The following is a 13,767-nucleotide window of genomic DNA, read 5'->3' on the forward strand; positions in this document are numbered from 1 at the left end:
TAGTTCGATATAATTTTATGAGGAGGTGCCCCACTATGAAACTCCATGAATTGAAACCAGCTGCTGGTTCACGTTCAGAACGCAACCGTGTAGGTCGCGGTATGTCTTCTGGTAACGGTAAGACTTCTGGCCGTGGTCACAAAGGTCAAAAAGCTCGTTCAGGCGGTGGTGTTCGTCCAGGTTTCGAAGGTGGACAAAACCCACTTTACCGTCGTTTACCAAAACGCGGCTTCAACAACCCAACTCGTAAAGAGTTCGCGGTCATTAACCTTGACACACTCAACCGTTTTGAAGAAGGAACTGAAGTCACTCCAGAACTTCTTGTCGAGACTCGTGCAGTCAAAGGCATGAAAGACGGCGTGAAAATTCTTTCTAACGGTAAGATCGAAAAGAAACTAACAGTTAAAGCTCATAAGTTCTCCGACGCTGCGAAGCAAGCAATCGAAGCTGCCGGCGGTACGGTTGAGGTGATCTAATGTTTCAAGCGATCTCCAATATGTGGCGCGTAGCTGACATTCGTCGGCGCATTCTCTTTACCTTGGCCTTGGTCATCGTGTTCCGTATCGGAGCACATATCCCGGTGCCGATGGTAAACACGGAAGTGTTCAAGATCGACCAGAATGGTATTCTTGGTTTCTTGAACTCGTTCGGTGGGAATGCTTTGCAGAATTTCTCACTCTTTGCGATGGGAATCATGCCGTATATCACGGCCTCGATCGTTGTCCAACTCTTACAGATGGACGTTGTTCCAAAGTTTGCCGAATGGGCAAAACAAGGAGAGGCGGGCCGTAAGAAGTTAGCAACGGTAACGCGCTATGGAACGATCGTACTCGGCTTAGTCCAAGCGTTTGGAATCGCGCTTGGATTTAACCGTATCTACCCAGGTCTTGTCGACGAACAGTTCGGCACCTGGACATACGTTATGATTGCACTCGTATTGACAGCGGGAACAGCATTCTTGATGTTCATCGGTGAACTCATCACGGAGAAGGGCATTGGTAACGGGATATCAATGATCATCTTCGCTGGGATCGTCGCGGGCTTCCCGAATGCATTCCGCCAGATTTACGAAACGAAGCTCCAAAATGCAGGGGATGCTTTGTTTGTAAACGTGCTTTATATCGTACTCTTGCTTTTAATCATCATCGCGGTCATCGTCGGAGTCATCTACGTCCAGCAAGCTGCACGTAAGATTCCGATTCAGTACGCTAAGCGTACGGTGAACCGGACACCAGTTGGCGGTCAATCGGCACACTTGCCGATCAAATTGAACGCTGCCGGTGTTATTCCAGTCATCTTCGCGGTGTCGTTCATGGTGACGCCACCAACGATTGCGAGTTTCTTTGCAAGTCCGGAGACGGCAACGAAGATCCGTGACATCTTCGACTATACGAGTCCAATCGGTATGTCGATCTATGTGGCACTGATCATCGCGTTCTCGTACTTCTACACATTCGTTCAGGTTAACCCGGAACAAATGGCAGAGAACCTTCAAAAACAAGGCGGATACATTCCTGGTATTCGTCCTGGTAAGCAAACGGAGCAGTACATCACGAAGATTCTATACCGTCTGACATTCTTCGGTTCACTCTTCCTCGCTGTCATCGCGGTGACGCCGACATTCTTCATTAAGTTTGCTGGCTTACCGAACTCGGTGCAGATTGGTGGTACGAGCTTGCTGATCGTCATCGGTGTAGGACTAGAGACGATGAAACAGATTGAAAGTCAATTGGTTAAACGACACTACAAAGGCTTTATCCGATAAGGCGGGAGGAAGGGGACCATCCCTTTCCTTTCTGTTGTGTCTATAGAGCTATAGAAGTGGAGGCTACCGACATGAATCTAGTATTGATGGGTTTGCCGGGTGCTGGTAAAGGAACGCAGGCTGCGAAAATCATCGAAGACTATGCGATCCCCCACATCTCGACAGGCGACATGTTCCGCGCGGCGATCAAAGATTCAACGCCACTCGGACAAGAAGCGAAATCATACATGGATAAAGGGGAACTCGTTCCGGACGAAGTCACAATCGGCATCGTACGTGAGCGTCTCGCCAAAGAAGACTGTGCAAATGGTTTTCTCCTTGACGGTTTCCCACGCACAGTGAAACAAGCAGATGCTCTTGAAGCATTACTTGAAGATCTGGGCAAACAAATTGATCACGTCATCCACATCGGTGTAGACCCGGAGAAACTTGTCCCTCGTTTGACAGGTCGCCGGATTTGCCCAACTTGCGGAGCAACGTATCATGTTCTCTACAACCCACCAAAAGTGGAGGGGATCTGTGATATCGACGGATCAGCACTTGTACAACGTGAAGATGACCAAGAGGAGACAGTACGTCGTCGCTTGGAAGTCAACGTCGCTCAAGCGCAACCTTTGATTGACTTTTACGCAGAAAAAGGGTATCTTCGTAATTTGGACGGTGATCGTCCAATCAACGATGTATATTCCGATGTTCAGGCACTCCTTGGTGATCAGTAATGATCATCACGAAAGCGCCGCGTGAAATCGACATCATGCGTAAAGCAGGACAAATCGTCGCCCGGACGCATAAGGAGCTTCAAGCTCATATTCGCCCAGGTATCACGACGGGGCAACTCGACGCGATCGCTGAACGCTATATTCGAAGTCAAGGGGCAACACCATCGTTTAAAGGGTATAATGGTTTCACGGGTAGCATCTGTGCTTCCGTGAACGAAGAGCTTGTCCATGGTATTCCGGGAGATCGTGTACTTCAGGACGGTGACATCATCTCGATTGACATCGGAGCAGAGTACAATGGGTATCACGGAGATTCAGCCTGGACATATCCGGTAGGTACAATCTCTGAAGAGACGAAGCGGTTACTTGACGTAACTGAAGAATCTCTGTATAAAGGATTGGAGCGCGCCAAAGCTGGCGTGCACCTGACAGATATTTCGCATGCGATTCAGTCACATGTTGAAGCAGCGAATTTTTCTGTAGTCCGCGAATATGTGGGCCACGGCGTGGGACAAAATTTGCATGAAGATCCGCAAATTCCACATTATGGACCACCGGGGAAAGGGCCGCGCCTGAAAACCGGCATGACACTGGCAATTGAGCCAATGGTCAACGTCGGGAAACGCTATGTTCGCACACTATCCGACAATTGGACGGTAGTGACGGTGGACGGTAGCATGTGCGCCCACTTTGAGCACACCATCGCCATCACAGACGACGGCTACGAGATCTTAACGGTCGATGCAGAGTGAGCTGTGCGCGTTATTGGTGTCACCTTTCTATAAGCCAGTATCCACTCGTGTTTGTGACCGATGATCTCTCAATGGCTCTTGTAGAAAGCCCCTAGCGCTACAAATCGTCTGGGCTCCCAATCAACTTTATAGAGAAAGGGGTATAATTGATGGCGAAACAAGATGTAATCGAAGTGGAAGGTACGGTTATCGAGCCGCTTCCAAACGCGATGTTTAAGGTGGAGTTAGAAAACGGCCACACGGTCCTCGCGCACGTCTCAGGAAAAATTCGGATGCACTTCATTCGGATCTTGCCAGGAGATAAAGTAACGGTTGAGTTGTCACCATACGACTTGACTCGCGGACGGATCACATACCGTTTCAAATAAAAACTCCGATTTTTTCAGGAGGAGGTATTCACAATGAAAGTAAGACCTTCGGTTAAACCGATCTGTGAAAAATGTAAAGTTATCCGCCGTAAAGGCAAAGTAATGGTTATTTGCGAAAACCCTAAGCATAAACAAAAACAAGGGTAATTAAACAAGGAGGTGCACACATGGCACGTATTGCTGGTGTAGATATTCCACGTGAGAAACGCATCGTCATCTCACTCACTTACATCTATGGTGTTGGTAAAACGACTGCTCAAAAAGTCTTGAAAGAAACTGGTATCTCTGAAGATACTCGTACTCGCGACTTGACTGAGGAACAATTGAACCAACTTCGTGATGGTTTAGACAAAATCAAAGTTGAGGGTGACCTTCGTCGTGAAATCTCACTCAACATCAAACGTTTGATCGAAATCGGTTGCTACCGTGGTGTTCGTCACCGTCGTGGTCTTCCAGTTCGTGGTCAAAACACTAAAAACAACTCGCGTACTCGTAAAGGCCCACGCCGTACAGTAGCGAACAAGAAGAAGTAAGGGAGGGTAAACTAAGATGGCAAAACGCAAACAGAACGTTCGTAGTAAACGTAAAGTCAAAAAGAATATTGAATCTGGTATCGTGCATATCCGTTCAACATTCAACAACACGATCGTTACGATCACTGATATGCAAGGGAATGCAATCTCTTGGGCAACTGCAGGTAACATGGGCTTCAAAGGCTCACGTAAATCGACTCCTTTCGCTGCACAAATGGCATCTGAAACAGCTGCTAAAACAGCAATGGATAACGGTATGCGTACTGTAGAAGTTAACGTTAAAGGTCCTGGTGCAGGTCGTGAAGCAGCTATCCGTGCTCTTCAAGCAATCGGTCTCGAAGTCACTGCAATCCGTGACGTTACTCCAGTACCACACAACGGTTGCCGCCCTCCAAAACGTCGTCGCGTGTAACCCGTCTTGTACTGCAGAGCGGGGATTCGAGTAGACTTTTGTTGATCGTTTGACCAAGCAAGGCAGTAGAAACGTACACAAGGCGGTTGGCGATTGAACGCGATGGCCAACATGACGATATTCAAGGAGGGGTTCAGATGATCGAAATCGAAAAACCGAAGATTGAAACGATCGAGTTAAGCGAGAACGCTACGTTTGGTAAATTCGTAGTTGAGCCGCTTGAGCGTGGATTCGGTACAACGCTTGGTAACTCATTGCGTCGTATCCTATTGTCTTCACTTCCGGGTGCTGCAGTCACTGCAGTCCAAATCGATGGCGTTCTTCATGAGTTCTCGACGATTGATGGCGTTGTAGAAGACGTTACCCAAATCATCTTGAACCTTAAGAAACTCGCCCTCAAAGTGTACTCGGAAGAAGAGAAAACGCTTGAGATCGATATTCAAGGCGCTGGTGTTGTCACTGCTGCGAACATTACGCATGACAGCGACGTCGAAATCCTCAACCCAGAACTTCACATCGCAACGCTTGCAGAAGGTGCATCACTTCATATGCGTCTTACAGCACGCCGTGGTCGTGGGTATGTTCAGGCTGAAGATAACAAACGGGACGATATGCCAATTGGTGTCATCCCAATCGACTCAATTTACACGCCAATTCAACGAGTAAATTATCAAGTTGAAAAAACACGTGTTGGTCAAGATGCGAGCTTCGATAAATTGACGCTTGATGTTTGGACGGACGGTTCAATCCGCCCTGAAGAAGCAGTGTCACTCGGTGCGAAAATCATGACAGAACACTTAAACATCTTTGTTGGTCTTACAGACGAAGCGCTCCATGCTGAAATCATGGTCGAAAAGGAAGAAGATCAAAAAGAAAAAGTACTCGAAATGACGATCGAAGAACTCGATCTTTCAGTTCGTTCGTACAACTGTTTGAAACGCGCTGGTATCAACACGGTTCAAGAACTCGCGAACAAGAGCGAAGACGAGATGATGAAAGTCCGTAACCTCGGACGTAAATCACTCGAGGAAGTTCAAGCGAAACTCGACGAACTCGGACTAGGCTTGCGCAAAGAAGACTAATACTATTAATTGCACGAAGGAGGGAATCCATCCATGGCATACTCGAAATTAGGCCGTACAAGCTCACAACGTAAGGCACTTTTGCGTGACCTTGCGACTGATCTCATCATCAATGAGCGTATCCAAACTACAGAACAAAAAGCGAAGGAACTTCGTCCAGTCGTAGAGAAACTCATCACTTTAGGTAAACGCGGTGATCTCCACGCTCGTCGTCAAGTTGCATCGTTCGTTCGCCGTGAAGCTGCTGGTCAAAACGCAGAGGGCAAAGCACAAGACGCGATCCAAAAATTATTCGCTGATGTGGCTCCACGTTTTGCTGAGCGTCAAGGTGGTTACACACGCATCATGAAAATGGGACCACGTCGTGGTGACGGCGCAGAAATGGTCATCATCGAACTCGTTTAATCCTCATTAAATGATTCGCCATAAAAGGGCAGTGCGTATCCCGCTTCTGCCCTTTTGCTACAAAATGAAAGTATTGATTTGATGAAGGAGGAGAGATCATGGACAAGCTGATTGAACTGGAACAGGTCACCTATCGGTATCCGGAACAGGAGCAAGCAGCCTTACACGAGGTCTCTCTGACGATTCGTTCAGGTGAATGGGTCGCCATCGTTGGTCACAACGGCTCTGGAAAATCAACGCTGACGAAATTGTTTAATGGATTGCTGTTACCGGAGACAGGGACTGTTACGGTTGCTGAGCGCTTTTCAAGTGCAAATCCGGATCAACTGTGGGAGATGCGCCGAGCAATCGGCATCGTCTTCCAAAATCCAGATAATCAATTCGTTGGCACGACCGTGCGCGACGACGTGGCATTTGCTCTAGAAAACTGGGGTGTGCCACGCGAGGAAATGGTTCGTCGTATCGACGACAGTCTAGCGCGCGTTGGCCTTACGGATTTTGTTGATCGGGAACCCCATCAACTATCCGGCGGACAGAAGCAGCGTGTCGCAATCGCTTCGGCGCTTGCGATGCGCCCTGATGTTCTCGTGCTCGATGAAGCTACATCGATGCTTGATCCATTAGCACGACAAGAGGTCATGTCGACCGTTCAGGAACTCCATGCGACTCACCCAATGGCGGTCATCGCGATTACACACGAATTAGACGAAGTATTACGGGCTAGTCGTGTCATCGTCATGGATGCCGGGAAAATCGTATTAGAAGGATCCCCTCAGGAAGTCTTTCGTCATGCATCGTTCTTAGAAGACATCGGACTCGATGTTCCATTCGTTGTTCGGGTACAAGAACGTTTACGGGCGCAAGGTCTCTCACTCGAGGAGACGATACTAGATGAAAGAGAATTGGTGAACCGTTTATGCCAATCTTAATCCAGGAATTAAATTATACGTATCAACTCAATAGTCCGTTCGAACGAGTCGCGCTGCGTGATGTGAATCTTGAGATTCCGTCAGGGGCGCTTGTTGCGTTTGTAGGGCATACCGGATCCGGGAAATCGACGCTCGTGCAGCACATCAATGGGTTGCTCAAGCCGACAGCGGGGAAGGTACAAGTCGATGACATCATCGTCGAACCGAAGAAAAAACAGGACCTCAAGCCATTAAGACGTCGCGTCGGGCTTGTTTTTCAATATCCGGAATATCAATTGTTCGAAGAGACGGTTTTAAAAGATGTCATGTTCGGTCCGATGAACTTCGGTCATGATGGTGCGACGGCTGAGCAATTAGCAAAAGAGGCATTACGGACTGTCGGACTCGATGAAGTCTTTTGGAGTCGTTCGCCGTTTGACCTGTCTGGTGGGCAAATGAGGCGTGTTGCAATTGCCGGCGTACTCGCTAGTCAACCAGACGTGTTGATCGTCGATGAGCCGACGGCAGGACTCGATCCGCAAGGACGCAAGCATATGCTGAGTCTGTTTGCCCGGCTCCATGCAGAAACCGGTATGACGTTGCTCCTAATCACGCACGACATGGATCAGGTGCTTGAGTATGCCGAGCGCGTGATCGTCATGGAAGATGCACAGGTGGCGTTTGACGGACTACCGCTTGATCTGTTTAAAGAAGAGACTTTGCTCGAGCAATTCCATCTCGATCTCCCGCACGTCTTATCGCTTGCCTGGCAAGTCGCCGATCAGCGTGGGCTGGAACGTCCGGACATCCGGACGGAAACCGAATTGATCGACTGGTTGATGACGAAGGGGGTGAGCGAATGATCGTTGGACAACATATTCCCGGTCAGTCGTACTTGCATCGCTCGTCAGCACTCGCTAAGATCATCTTTGCTTTCTGCTTCATTCCGCTCGTCTTTCTCGCGAACAATGCAGCAACGAACATTTTTTTACTCATCTTTACGTTCTTAGCACTCATGAGTAGTCGCTTACCGCTTCGTTATGTTCTAAAGGGACTGCGACCGATTCTTTTCCTGATTGTCTTTACGTTCGTCATCCAACTGTTCTTCACGCGCGAAGGGGCTGTCCTCTTTGAGTTTGGCTGGCTTCGGATCTATGAAGAAGGACTGCGACTCGCGATCATCGTCTCATTACGTTTCTTCTATCTCGTCTCGATCACGACACTCGTCACGTTGACGACCTCACCGATCGAATTGACGGATGCGATTGAATTGTTATTGAAGCCGTTCAAGGTCGTCCGTGTCCCGACGCATGAGATCGCCTTAATGTTGTCGATCTCACTTCGGTTCTTACCAACCTTAGCAGAGGAGACAGAGAAAATCATGAAGGCACAGCAAGCACGTGGTGTCGATTTGTCAGCAGGACCGATTAAGGAACGTTTACGGGCGATCATTCCGTTATTGATTCCCTTGTTCATCTCCGCCTTTAAGCGGGCAGAGGATCTTGCGACAGCGATGGAAGCGCGGGGGTACCGTGGAGGAGAGGGACGGACACGTCTACGTGAGTCCAAGTGGACGATGCGGGATACGGGTCTGATGATCTTGCTCGTCCTCCTGACGATCAGTTTAGTAGGATTGCGAGGGATCGGGTAATGCGTCGTTTAAAATGTACGATTCAATATGATGGAACCGGCTACGCCGGGTATCAGGTGCAACCAAACGGATTGACGATTCAAGAAGTGATTGAAACGACGCTTGCGCGGATGCACAAACATCCCGTCAAGGTCATCGGGTCGGGACGGACGGATGCGAGAGTGCATGCCTACGGACAAGTCATTCATTTTGATACGGAACTAGCGATTCCCCCGGAGAACGTCGTTAAGGCACTTAATACGCTCTTACCAGCGGATATTCGTGTCCGGAGCTGCGAGGAGGTCGAATCGACCTTTGAAGCACGTTACGATGTCGTAGGGAAGGAATACCGCTATTTCGTCCGCCGCGAAGAAAATGCGTTTCGTCGGAATCTGTCGGTTCATGTTCCGTATCCGATTGATCTTGAGCGGATACGCCAAGGGATGGCGCATCTCGTCGGGACGCACGACTTCAGTTCGTTCTGTGTCGCGAAGACGGAAACGGATAACCGGGTCCGGACGATTTACGAGGCAGAGTTGATGACGATCGGTGACGAACTCGTCTTTCGGTTCCAGGGCAGTGGTTTTCTCTATAATCAAATCCGGATCATGGTCGGGACGTTACTTGACGTCGGACGCGGTCGTTTTGCACCAGAGGACATTAAAAAAATGTTGCTGGCAAAGGACCGGAACGTTGCAGGCGTGACGGCGCCTCCTCATGGACTCTATCTATGGGAAGTTTTCTATCCGGAGTGAAAAAAGGCAATTGACATTGGCTATTAAAAAACATACAATGTTTATTGGCATTTCATTTATTATGAAACCACAATCTTAGCCCCGTACACCTAAGATTATGATAGATTCACCTAGTGAATAAATGAAAAATCAAAAACAGAACTTTTAATTCCTTAGGAGGTATTTTACATGCGCACAACTTTCATGGCGAAAGCTACTGATGTAGAACGCAAATGGCTCCTTATCGACGCTGAAGGTAAAACACTCGGTCGCCTTGCGAGCGAAGTTTCATCACTTCTCCGTGGTAAGCACAAGCCTACGTTCACACCACACGTTGACTGTGGGGATAACGTTATCCTCATCAACGTTGAGAAAATCGTTTTAACTGGTAACAAACTCGACAAAAAAGTCTACTACCGTCACTCTGGTCATCCAGGCGGCTTAAAGCAGACTGTTGCACGCGATATGCTTGCTAACAAACCTGAGCGCATGCTTGAACTCGCGATCAAAGGGATGCTTCCAAAAGGTAGCCTCGGTCGTCAAATGTTCAACAAACTCCACGTCTACGCTGGAGCTGCACACAAGCACGAAGCACAACAACCAGAAGTTTACGAACTTCGCGGTTAATACGAATTTAGGAGGAACTACACGATGGCAGATGTACGTTACTACGGCACTGGTCGCCGGAAACACGCGGCAGCGCGCGTTTTCCTCGTTGCTGGAGACGGTAAAGTCACAGTTAACGGTCGCGATATCAGCGAATACTTCGGTTATGAGACATTGATCATGACTGCAAAAGAACCACTCGTAATCACAGAAACAGAAGGCAAGTACGATGTAATCGTAACGGTCAAAGGCGGCGGCTTCACTGGTCAAGCAGGCGCTATCCGTCACGGTATCTCACGTGCTCTTCTTCAAGCGGATCCAGAATTCCGCGGCGCACTCAAAGCGAAAGGCTTCTTGACTCGTGATGCTCGTATGAAAGAGCGTAAAAAATACGGTCTTAAAGCAGCTCGTCGTGCACCACAATTCTCGAAACGTTAATTCTTTTCGAATCCCTCTCACCCTTGTGGTGGGAGGTTTTTTTGTGCACTAAAAAACCGCTCTCCTGACGAAGTGTCAGAACAGCGATTAAAGTCAAGACGACGGAGTGGAGCGTAATCGGTGCAATATCGTCAGAAGAATATAGAGGATGACGATCGTCAGCGGGATGCTCCAAACAAAGACAGATTGTATGAATGCGATAGGTGTATGTGTCGTCGCTTGACCGACATGTCCCGTAAAAGAGGTTTCTTCACTCAAGACGGTTGCATTGTCCGGTAACTCCGTCTTGGTAGCTACGGTCGGTTGCAGCGTCAGATACAGGACGAAGCTAAGATGTAAGAGACAGGTGACGCCAAGTGTCCAAATGATGCGTTTTTTCATATGATGCTCCTTTTGATATGAGTTAAAATCATTCTGCATTCCATAAGTATAGCGGATTTTGTTTTCGGGAACAGGAGACAAAGGGAGTGAGCATAGATGGCATTATCAATCAGCTGGTTACTCGAGCGAGCGAATCGGAAGTTGAATGCTTCGGGACTGTCACGAGAAGTCGCCAAACGGACGCAAGAGGTCATCCGGGAGATGCATGCACAAGGGATTTATGTCGGTGTCGCCCAAGGGTACCGATCGATCGCAGAACAGAATCGGTTGTACGCACAGGGACGGACACTACCGGGACCAATCGTAACGAATGCACGCGGGGGACAATCGAATCATAACCGTGGAATTGCCGTCGACCTCTTTCAATATTCCCAAGACGGTACACAAGCGCTATTTCGAAATGACCAAAGCTTTCAAAAGATTGTTGCTGCGATGAAACGACGTGGCTTTTCTTGGGGTGGGGACTGGACGAGCTTTAAGGATTATCCACACTTTGAATTACTAGGAGTGTCTGAAGAAACGCCGAATCGCTCTCGTGCGATCGTTCCGTATCCAGGTCGTCCGTTGTATCAAGGGGCAGCCAATATGAATCCACGGGATATCGAACGAATTCAGCGTGCAGTCAAAGCAACCGTGACTCGGCGCTTTGATGCAGAGACGGCTCAGAAGGTGCGTGCCTATCAAACACGTCAAGGACTTGACGTTGATGGTGTCGTGGGTCCTCGTACATGGAACCGAATGTTCTAAAACGAGCGAATGATCGAGTAAAATGATGAAAACTGACACTGGACATGGAAAAGTCATCCTTTCCGGTGTCGAAATGTGCAAGCGCTCTCTTATTTTTGTTATACTAATAAGGATTAAATCGAACGTTTTCAGGGGGAAGGCACTATGTTGAATGAACAAGAAATTCGCGAGGTAGTCGGAACGCTCGTCGATCCGACGATTGACCGCCCGCTTGCAGATACGAACGGCATTCGTGACGTCCGGATTAAAGGTGATTATGTCAGTCTGAAAATCGCTTTAGCACAATCCGGTTCTGGGGAGCAACTCGTGCTACAACAGCAAATCGTCAAGGAACTGAAAGAAAAAGGATTCAAGACGGTGGGACTCCGTTTTGAGGCACTCGGTGATCACGGGATCCAAGCAGCGACGACACCGTCGATCCTTAAACCAGAATCCGGTACGACGTTCATCGCGATCGCCTCCGGTAAAGGGGGCGTCGGGAAATCGACGGTTTCCGTTAACTTAGCAGTCGCCCTCGCACGAGCAGGGAAGAAGGTCGGTTTGATTGATGCCGATATCTACGGCTTTAGTGTTCCAGACATGATGGGAATCGAAACACGTCCGACTGTCGTGAACGACCGAATCGTTCCACCAGAACGCTTTGGCGTCAAGGTCATCTCAATGGGCTTCTTCGTCGAAGATAATGCACCAGTCATCTGGCGGGGACCAATGCTCGGGAAGATGCTCAACAACTTCTTCGCAGACGTCGAATGGGGCGATCTCGATTACTTGTTGCTTGATCTTCCACCGGGTACAGGAGATGTTGCACTCGATATTCATTCGATGCTCCCGAGTTGTCAAGAAGTCATCGTCACGACACCTCACGCAACAGCCGCTTTCGTTGCAGCACGAGCAGGGGCAATGGCAATCAAAACGAACCACCGTCTACTCGGTATCGTCGAGAACATGGCGTACTTTGAAAGCAAAGTGACAGGCGAAAAAGAGTATGTCTTCGGTAGTGGTGGCGGAGAGAGGTTGTCAGAAGCGTTAAAAACCGATATTCTAGCTAAGATTCCACTTGGACAACCATATGCGAATGATGCGGACTTCGCTCCATCCATCTATCGTGATGATCATCCATTTGAGACGTACTATAATGAACTCGCCATGCGTGTCATCGAAAAAGTAGAGGGATAAGAATGAAGATTAAAGGATTTTTGAAGCTGTTTTGGATGACGCTCCTAATCGGAACGCTCGTAGGCTTCGTGTTTAACTTGGTAGCAGAACCTGGATATATCCGAAATCAATCGATCAGCGGATATGTGACAGCTCTCTCCTACAGTAGTACGTGGACTGCCATCAGTTTGATGGGATTCTTCTCGTACTTGATCTTACATCGCGTCGGACTCGATTTATTCCGAGGTGCTAAACTTTGGAATCGTGTTCAAATCGTCTTGATCGCGTTTGCACTGTTTGATGGCGTTTATCTACGTGGACTAGCATATGGTTTTGATAAGACAAGTCTCTATATTGGTGAGATGGTCGTCTTGTTATTTATTGCCTTCCTAGTCGCGCGGACGAAAGCACGGGAAACGAACTTTACGGCATTCATTCCGACATTGTTCCTCATGACCGTCATCACGTTGATCGAATGGGTACCTGCTTTGCAGGCGACACAAGACAAACGGATGTTGTGGGCGGCGCTTGCGACACTTTTAGTCTGTAATGCGTACCAGATTCTAATGCTGCATCGCTTGCAAGAAAAGCCCGCTTCTCAAGGACAATCGCAAAAACAAGCGTAATGAAAAAGACCCGCGAACGGGTAGTGTTTTACCAGTTCAAGCGGGTCTATCTTTTTTCTAAAGTTTTTTTAGAAAAACAGTTGACGAAAAAAACAAGAGTTGATATATTAATACATGTCGCTGAGGCACACGCCAAACGCGAGCGTCACAGACGAAAAAAACTTCAAAAAAGTAATTGACATCACATATTACTTTACTGTAAGATTTAAAAGTCGTCAAATGACATATTGGACTTTGAAAACTGAACGATGAGGCAAAAATCGTATTCTACGGAATACAAAAACGAATGAAGCGCAAGCTTCGTCAATCGTGACTTCGGTCACACAACGAGCAAGTCAAACACTTCATGGAGAGTTTGATCCTGGCTCAGGACGAACGCTGGCGGCGTGCCTAATACATGCAAGTCGAGCGCAGGAAGCTGACGGAACTCTTCGGAGGGAAGGCAGTGGAATGAGCGGCGGACGGGTGAGTAACACGTAAGGAACCTGCCTCAAGGATTGGGATAA

The 13,767-nt window shown here is 48.3% G+C and carries 20 protein-coding genes and 1 rRNA gene (1 of these 21 running past the window's edge); 20 read left to right on the forward strand and 1 reads right to left on the reverse strand.

Annotation, left to right across the window (positions count from 1 at the left end; genetic code table 11):
* Positions 1 to 35 precede the first annotated feature (35 nt).
* The 16 genes from rplO (at position 36) to rpsI (ending at position 10,352) form a co-directional block, all read left to right on the forward strand.
* Positions 36 to 476, forward strand: coding sequence for a 50S ribosomal protein L15 (rplO, locus tag ACY2IG_RS01035; RefSeq protein WP_035399353.1), 441 nt, complete (start codon positions 36 to 38; stop codon positions 474 to 476).
* Positions 476 to 1,765 carry a preprotein translocase subunit SecY gene (gene secY / locus ACY2IG_RS01040; RefSeq protein ID WP_023466642.1) on the forward strand — a complete coding sequence of 430 codons (1,290 nt, stop codon included), beginning with the start codon at positions 476 to 478 and terminating at the stop codon, positions 1,763 to 1,765. Before rplO ends, secY begins: the two co-directional genes overlap by 1 nt.
* Before the next feature lie 71 nt (positions 1,766 to 1,836).
* The gene (locus tag ACY2IG_RS01045) at positions 1,837 to 2,484 is read left to right on the forward strand and encodes an adenylate kinase (protein ID WP_023466643.1); all 648 of its coding nucleotides are present in this window, start codon (positions 1,837 to 1,839) and stop codon (positions 2,482 to 2,484) included.
* The gene (map, locus tag ACY2IG_RS01050) at positions 2,484 to 3,236 is read left to right on the forward strand and encodes a type I methionyl aminopeptidase (RefSeq protein ID WP_023466644.1); all 753 of its coding nucleotides are present in this window, start codon (positions 2,484 to 2,486) and stop codon (positions 3,234 to 3,236) included. Before ACY2IG_RS01045 ends, map begins: the two co-directional genes overlap by 1 nt.
* 149 nt (positions 3,237 to 3,385) lie before the next feature.
* The gene (gene infA / locus ACY2IG_RS01055) at positions 3,386 to 3,604 is read left to right on the forward strand and encodes a translation initiation factor IF-1 (protein WP_012369032.1); all 219 of its coding nucleotides are present in this window, start codon (positions 3,386 to 3,388) and stop codon (positions 3,602 to 3,604) included.
* Between the two features lie 33 nt (positions 3,605 to 3,637).
* Positions 3,638 to 3,751 carry a 50S ribosomal protein L36 gene (gene rpmJ / locus ACY2IG_RS01060; protein WP_003156543.1) on the forward strand — a complete coding sequence of 38 codons (114 nt, stop codon included), beginning with the start codon at positions 3,638 to 3,640 and terminating at the stop codon, positions 3,749 to 3,751.
* A gap of 20 nt (positions 3,752 to 3,771) precedes the next feature.
* Entirely contained in the window at positions 3,772 to 4,137 is a 366-nt protein-coding gene (gene rpsM / locus ACY2IG_RS01065; protein ID WP_023466646.1) for a 30S ribosomal protein S13, read from the forward strand.
* Between the two features lie 16 nt (positions 4,138 to 4,153).
* A complete protein-coding gene (rpsK, locus tag ACY2IG_RS01070) occupies positions 4,154 to 4,549 on the forward strand; it encodes a 30S ribosomal protein S11 (protein WP_023466647.1) in 396 nt (131 codons plus the stop codon).
* A 137-nt stretch (positions 4,550 to 4,686) separates the two neighbouring features.
* Positions 4,687 to 5,631, forward strand: a complete 945-nt coding sequence (locus ACY2IG_RS01075; RefSeq protein ID WP_023466648.1) for a DNA-directed RNA polymerase subunit alpha — start codon at positions 4,687 to 4,689, stop codon at positions 5,629 to 5,631.
* A gap of 33 nt (positions 5,632 to 5,664) precedes the next feature.
* Entirely contained in the window at positions 5,665 to 6,036 is a 372-nt protein-coding gene (rplQ, locus tag ACY2IG_RS01080) for a 50S ribosomal protein L17 (protein WP_023466649.1), read from the forward strand.
* Between the two features lie 98 nt (positions 6,037 to 6,134).
* Entirely contained in the window at positions 6,135 to 6,965 is an 831-nt protein-coding gene (locus tag ACY2IG_RS01085; protein WP_329469748.1) for an energy-coupling factor ABC transporter ATP-binding protein, read from the forward strand.
* On the forward strand, positions 6,953 to 7,807 hold the full coding sequence (locus ACY2IG_RS01090) for an energy-coupling factor transporter ATPase (protein WP_290754294.1): 855 nt from the start codon (positions 6,953 to 6,955) through the stop codon (positions 7,805 to 7,807). The genes ACY2IG_RS01085 and ACY2IG_RS01090 overlap by 13 nt, the downstream gene beginning before the upstream one ends.
* Positions 7,804 to 8,595: an energy-coupling factor transporter transmembrane component T family protein gene (locus tag ACY2IG_RS01095; protein WP_029343097.1), complete on the forward strand. Its 792-nt coding sequence runs from the start codon at positions 7,804 to 7,806 to the stop codon at positions 8,593 to 8,595. Before ACY2IG_RS01090 ends, ACY2IG_RS01095 begins: the two co-directional genes overlap by 4 nt.
* Positions 8,595 to 9,329: a tRNA pseudouridine(38-40) synthase TruA gene (gene truA / locus ACY2IG_RS01100; protein ID WP_056064887.1), complete on the forward strand. Its 735-nt coding sequence runs from the start codon at positions 8,595 to 8,597 to the stop codon at positions 9,327 to 9,329. The genes ACY2IG_RS01095 and truA overlap by 1 nt, the downstream gene beginning before the upstream one ends.
* 168 nt (positions 9,330 to 9,497) lie before the next feature.
* Positions 9,498 to 9,935, forward strand: coding sequence for a 50S ribosomal protein L13 (rplM, locus tag ACY2IG_RS01105; RefSeq protein ID WP_023466654.1), 438 nt, complete (start codon positions 9,498 to 9,500; stop codon positions 9,933 to 9,935).
* A gap of 24 nt (positions 9,936 to 9,959) precedes the next feature.
* On the forward strand, positions 9,960 to 10,352 hold the full coding sequence (rpsI, locus tag ACY2IG_RS01110; RefSeq protein WP_023466655.1) for a 30S ribosomal protein S9: 393 nt from the start codon (positions 9,960 to 9,962) through the stop codon (positions 10,350 to 10,352).
* A 93-nt stretch (positions 10,353 to 10,445) separates the two neighbouring features.
* Here the strand turns inward: rpsI and ACY2IG_RS01115 are convergent, their stop codons facing one another.
* The gene (locus ACY2IG_RS01115) at positions 10,446 to 10,733 is read right to left on the reverse strand and encodes a hypothetical protein (protein WP_056064884.1); all 288 of its coding nucleotides are present in this window, start codon (positions 10,731 to 10,733) and stop codon (positions 10,446 to 10,448) included.
* A 96-nt stretch (positions 10,734 to 10,829) separates the two neighbouring features.
* Here ACY2IG_RS01115 and ACY2IG_RS01120 point away from each other — a divergent pair, with 96 nt between their 5' ends.
* The 4 genes from ACY2IG_RS01120 to ACY2IG_RS01135 form a co-directional block, all read left to right on the forward strand.
* Positions 10,830 to 11,480 carry a M15 family metallopeptidase gene (locus ACY2IG_RS01120; RefSeq protein ID WP_058705165.1) on the forward strand — a complete coding sequence of 217 codons (651 nt, stop codon included), beginning with the start codon at positions 10,830 to 10,832 and terminating at the stop codon, positions 11,478 to 11,480.
* 144 nt (positions 11,481 to 11,624) lie between these two features.
* Positions 11,625 to 12,656: an Mrp/NBP35 family ATP-binding protein gene (locus ACY2IG_RS01125; protein ID WP_029343101.1), complete on the forward strand. Its 1,032-nt coding sequence runs from the start codon at positions 11,625 to 11,627 to the stop codon at positions 12,654 to 12,656.
* Between the two features lie 2 nt (positions 12,657 to 12,658).
* A complete protein-coding gene (locus tag ACY2IG_RS01130; protein WP_308102489.1) occupies positions 12,659 to 13,261 on the forward strand; it encodes a KinB-signaling pathway activation protein in 603 nt (200 codons plus the stop codon).
* Between the two features lie 343 nt (positions 13,262 to 13,604).
* A 16S ribosomal RNA gene (locus ACY2IG_RS01135) occupies positions 13,605 to 13,767 on the forward strand; it runs 1,399 nt beyond the window's last position.

This window comes from Exiguobacterium sp. EF_C8 (genome assembly GCF_054956715.1).

Coding starts and splice junctions, on each gene's coding strand:
- rplO (WP_035399353.1), top strand. CDS start 36: ATGAAACTCCATGAATTGAAACCAGCTGCTGGTTCACGTTCAGAACGC.
- secY (WP_023466642.1), top strand. CDS start 476: ATGTTTCAAGCGATCTCCAATATGTGGCGCGTAGCTGACATTCGTCGG.
- ACY2IG_RS01045 (WP_023466643.1), top strand. CDS start 1,837: ATGAATCTAGTATTGATGGGTTTGCCGGGTGCTGGTAAAGGAACGCAG.
- map (WP_023466644.1), top strand. CDS start 2,484: ATGATCATCACGAAAGCGCCGCGTGAAATCGACATCATGCGTAAAGCA.
- infA (WP_012369032.1), top strand. CDS start 3,386: ATGGCGAAACAAGATGTAATCGAAGTGGAAGGTACGGTTATCGAGCCG.
- rpmJ (WP_003156543.1), top strand. CDS start 3,638: ATGAAAGTAAGACCTTCGGTTAAACCGATCTGTGAAAAATGTAAAGTT.
- rpsM (WP_023466646.1), top strand. CDS start 3,772: ATGGCACGTATTGCTGGTGTAGATATTCCACGTGAGAAACGCATCGTC.
- rpsK (WP_023466647.1), top strand. CDS start 4,154: ATGGCAAAACGCAAACAGAACGTTCGTAGTAAACGTAAAGTCAAAAAG.
- ACY2IG_RS01075 (WP_023466648.1), top strand. CDS start 4,687: ATGATCGAAATCGAAAAACCGAAGATTGAAACGATCGAGTTAAGCGAG.
- rplQ (WP_023466649.1), top strand. CDS start 5,665: ATGGCATACTCGAAATTAGGCCGTACAAGCTCACAACGTAAGGCACTT.
- ACY2IG_RS01085 (WP_329469748.1), top strand. CDS start 6,135: ATGGACAAGCTGATTGAACTGGAACAGGTCACCTATCGGTATCCGGAA.
- ACY2IG_RS01090 (WP_290754294.1), top strand. CDS start 6,953: ATGCCAATCTTAATCCAGGAATTAAATTATACGTATCAACTCAATAGT.
- ACY2IG_RS01095 (WP_029343097.1), top strand. CDS start 7,804: ATGATCGTTGGACAACATATTCCCGGTCAGTCGTACTTGCATCGCTCG.
- truA (WP_056064887.1), top strand. CDS start 8,595: ATGCGTCGTTTAAAATGTACGATTCAATATGATGGAACCGGCTACGCC.
- rplM (WP_023466654.1), top strand. CDS start 9,498: ATGCGCACAACTTTCATGGCGAAAGCTACTGATGTAGAACGCAAATGG.
- rpsI (WP_023466655.1), top strand. CDS start 9,960: ATGGCAGATGTACGTTACTACGGCACTGGTCGCCGGAAACACGCGGCA.
- ACY2IG_RS01115 (WP_056064884.1), bottom strand. CDS start 10,733: ATGAAAAAACGCATCATTTGGACACTTGGCGTCACCTGTCTCTTACAT.
- ACY2IG_RS01120 (WP_058705165.1), top strand. CDS start 10,830: ATGGCATTATCAATCAGCTGGTTACTCGAGCGAGCGAATCGGAAGTTG.
- ACY2IG_RS01125 (WP_029343101.1), top strand. CDS start 11,625: ATGTTGAATGAACAAGAAATTCGCGAGGTAGTCGGAACGCTCGTCGAT.
- ACY2IG_RS01130 (WP_308102489.1), top strand. CDS start 12,659: ATGAAGATTAAAGGATTTTTGAAGCTGTTTTGGATGACGCTCCTAATC.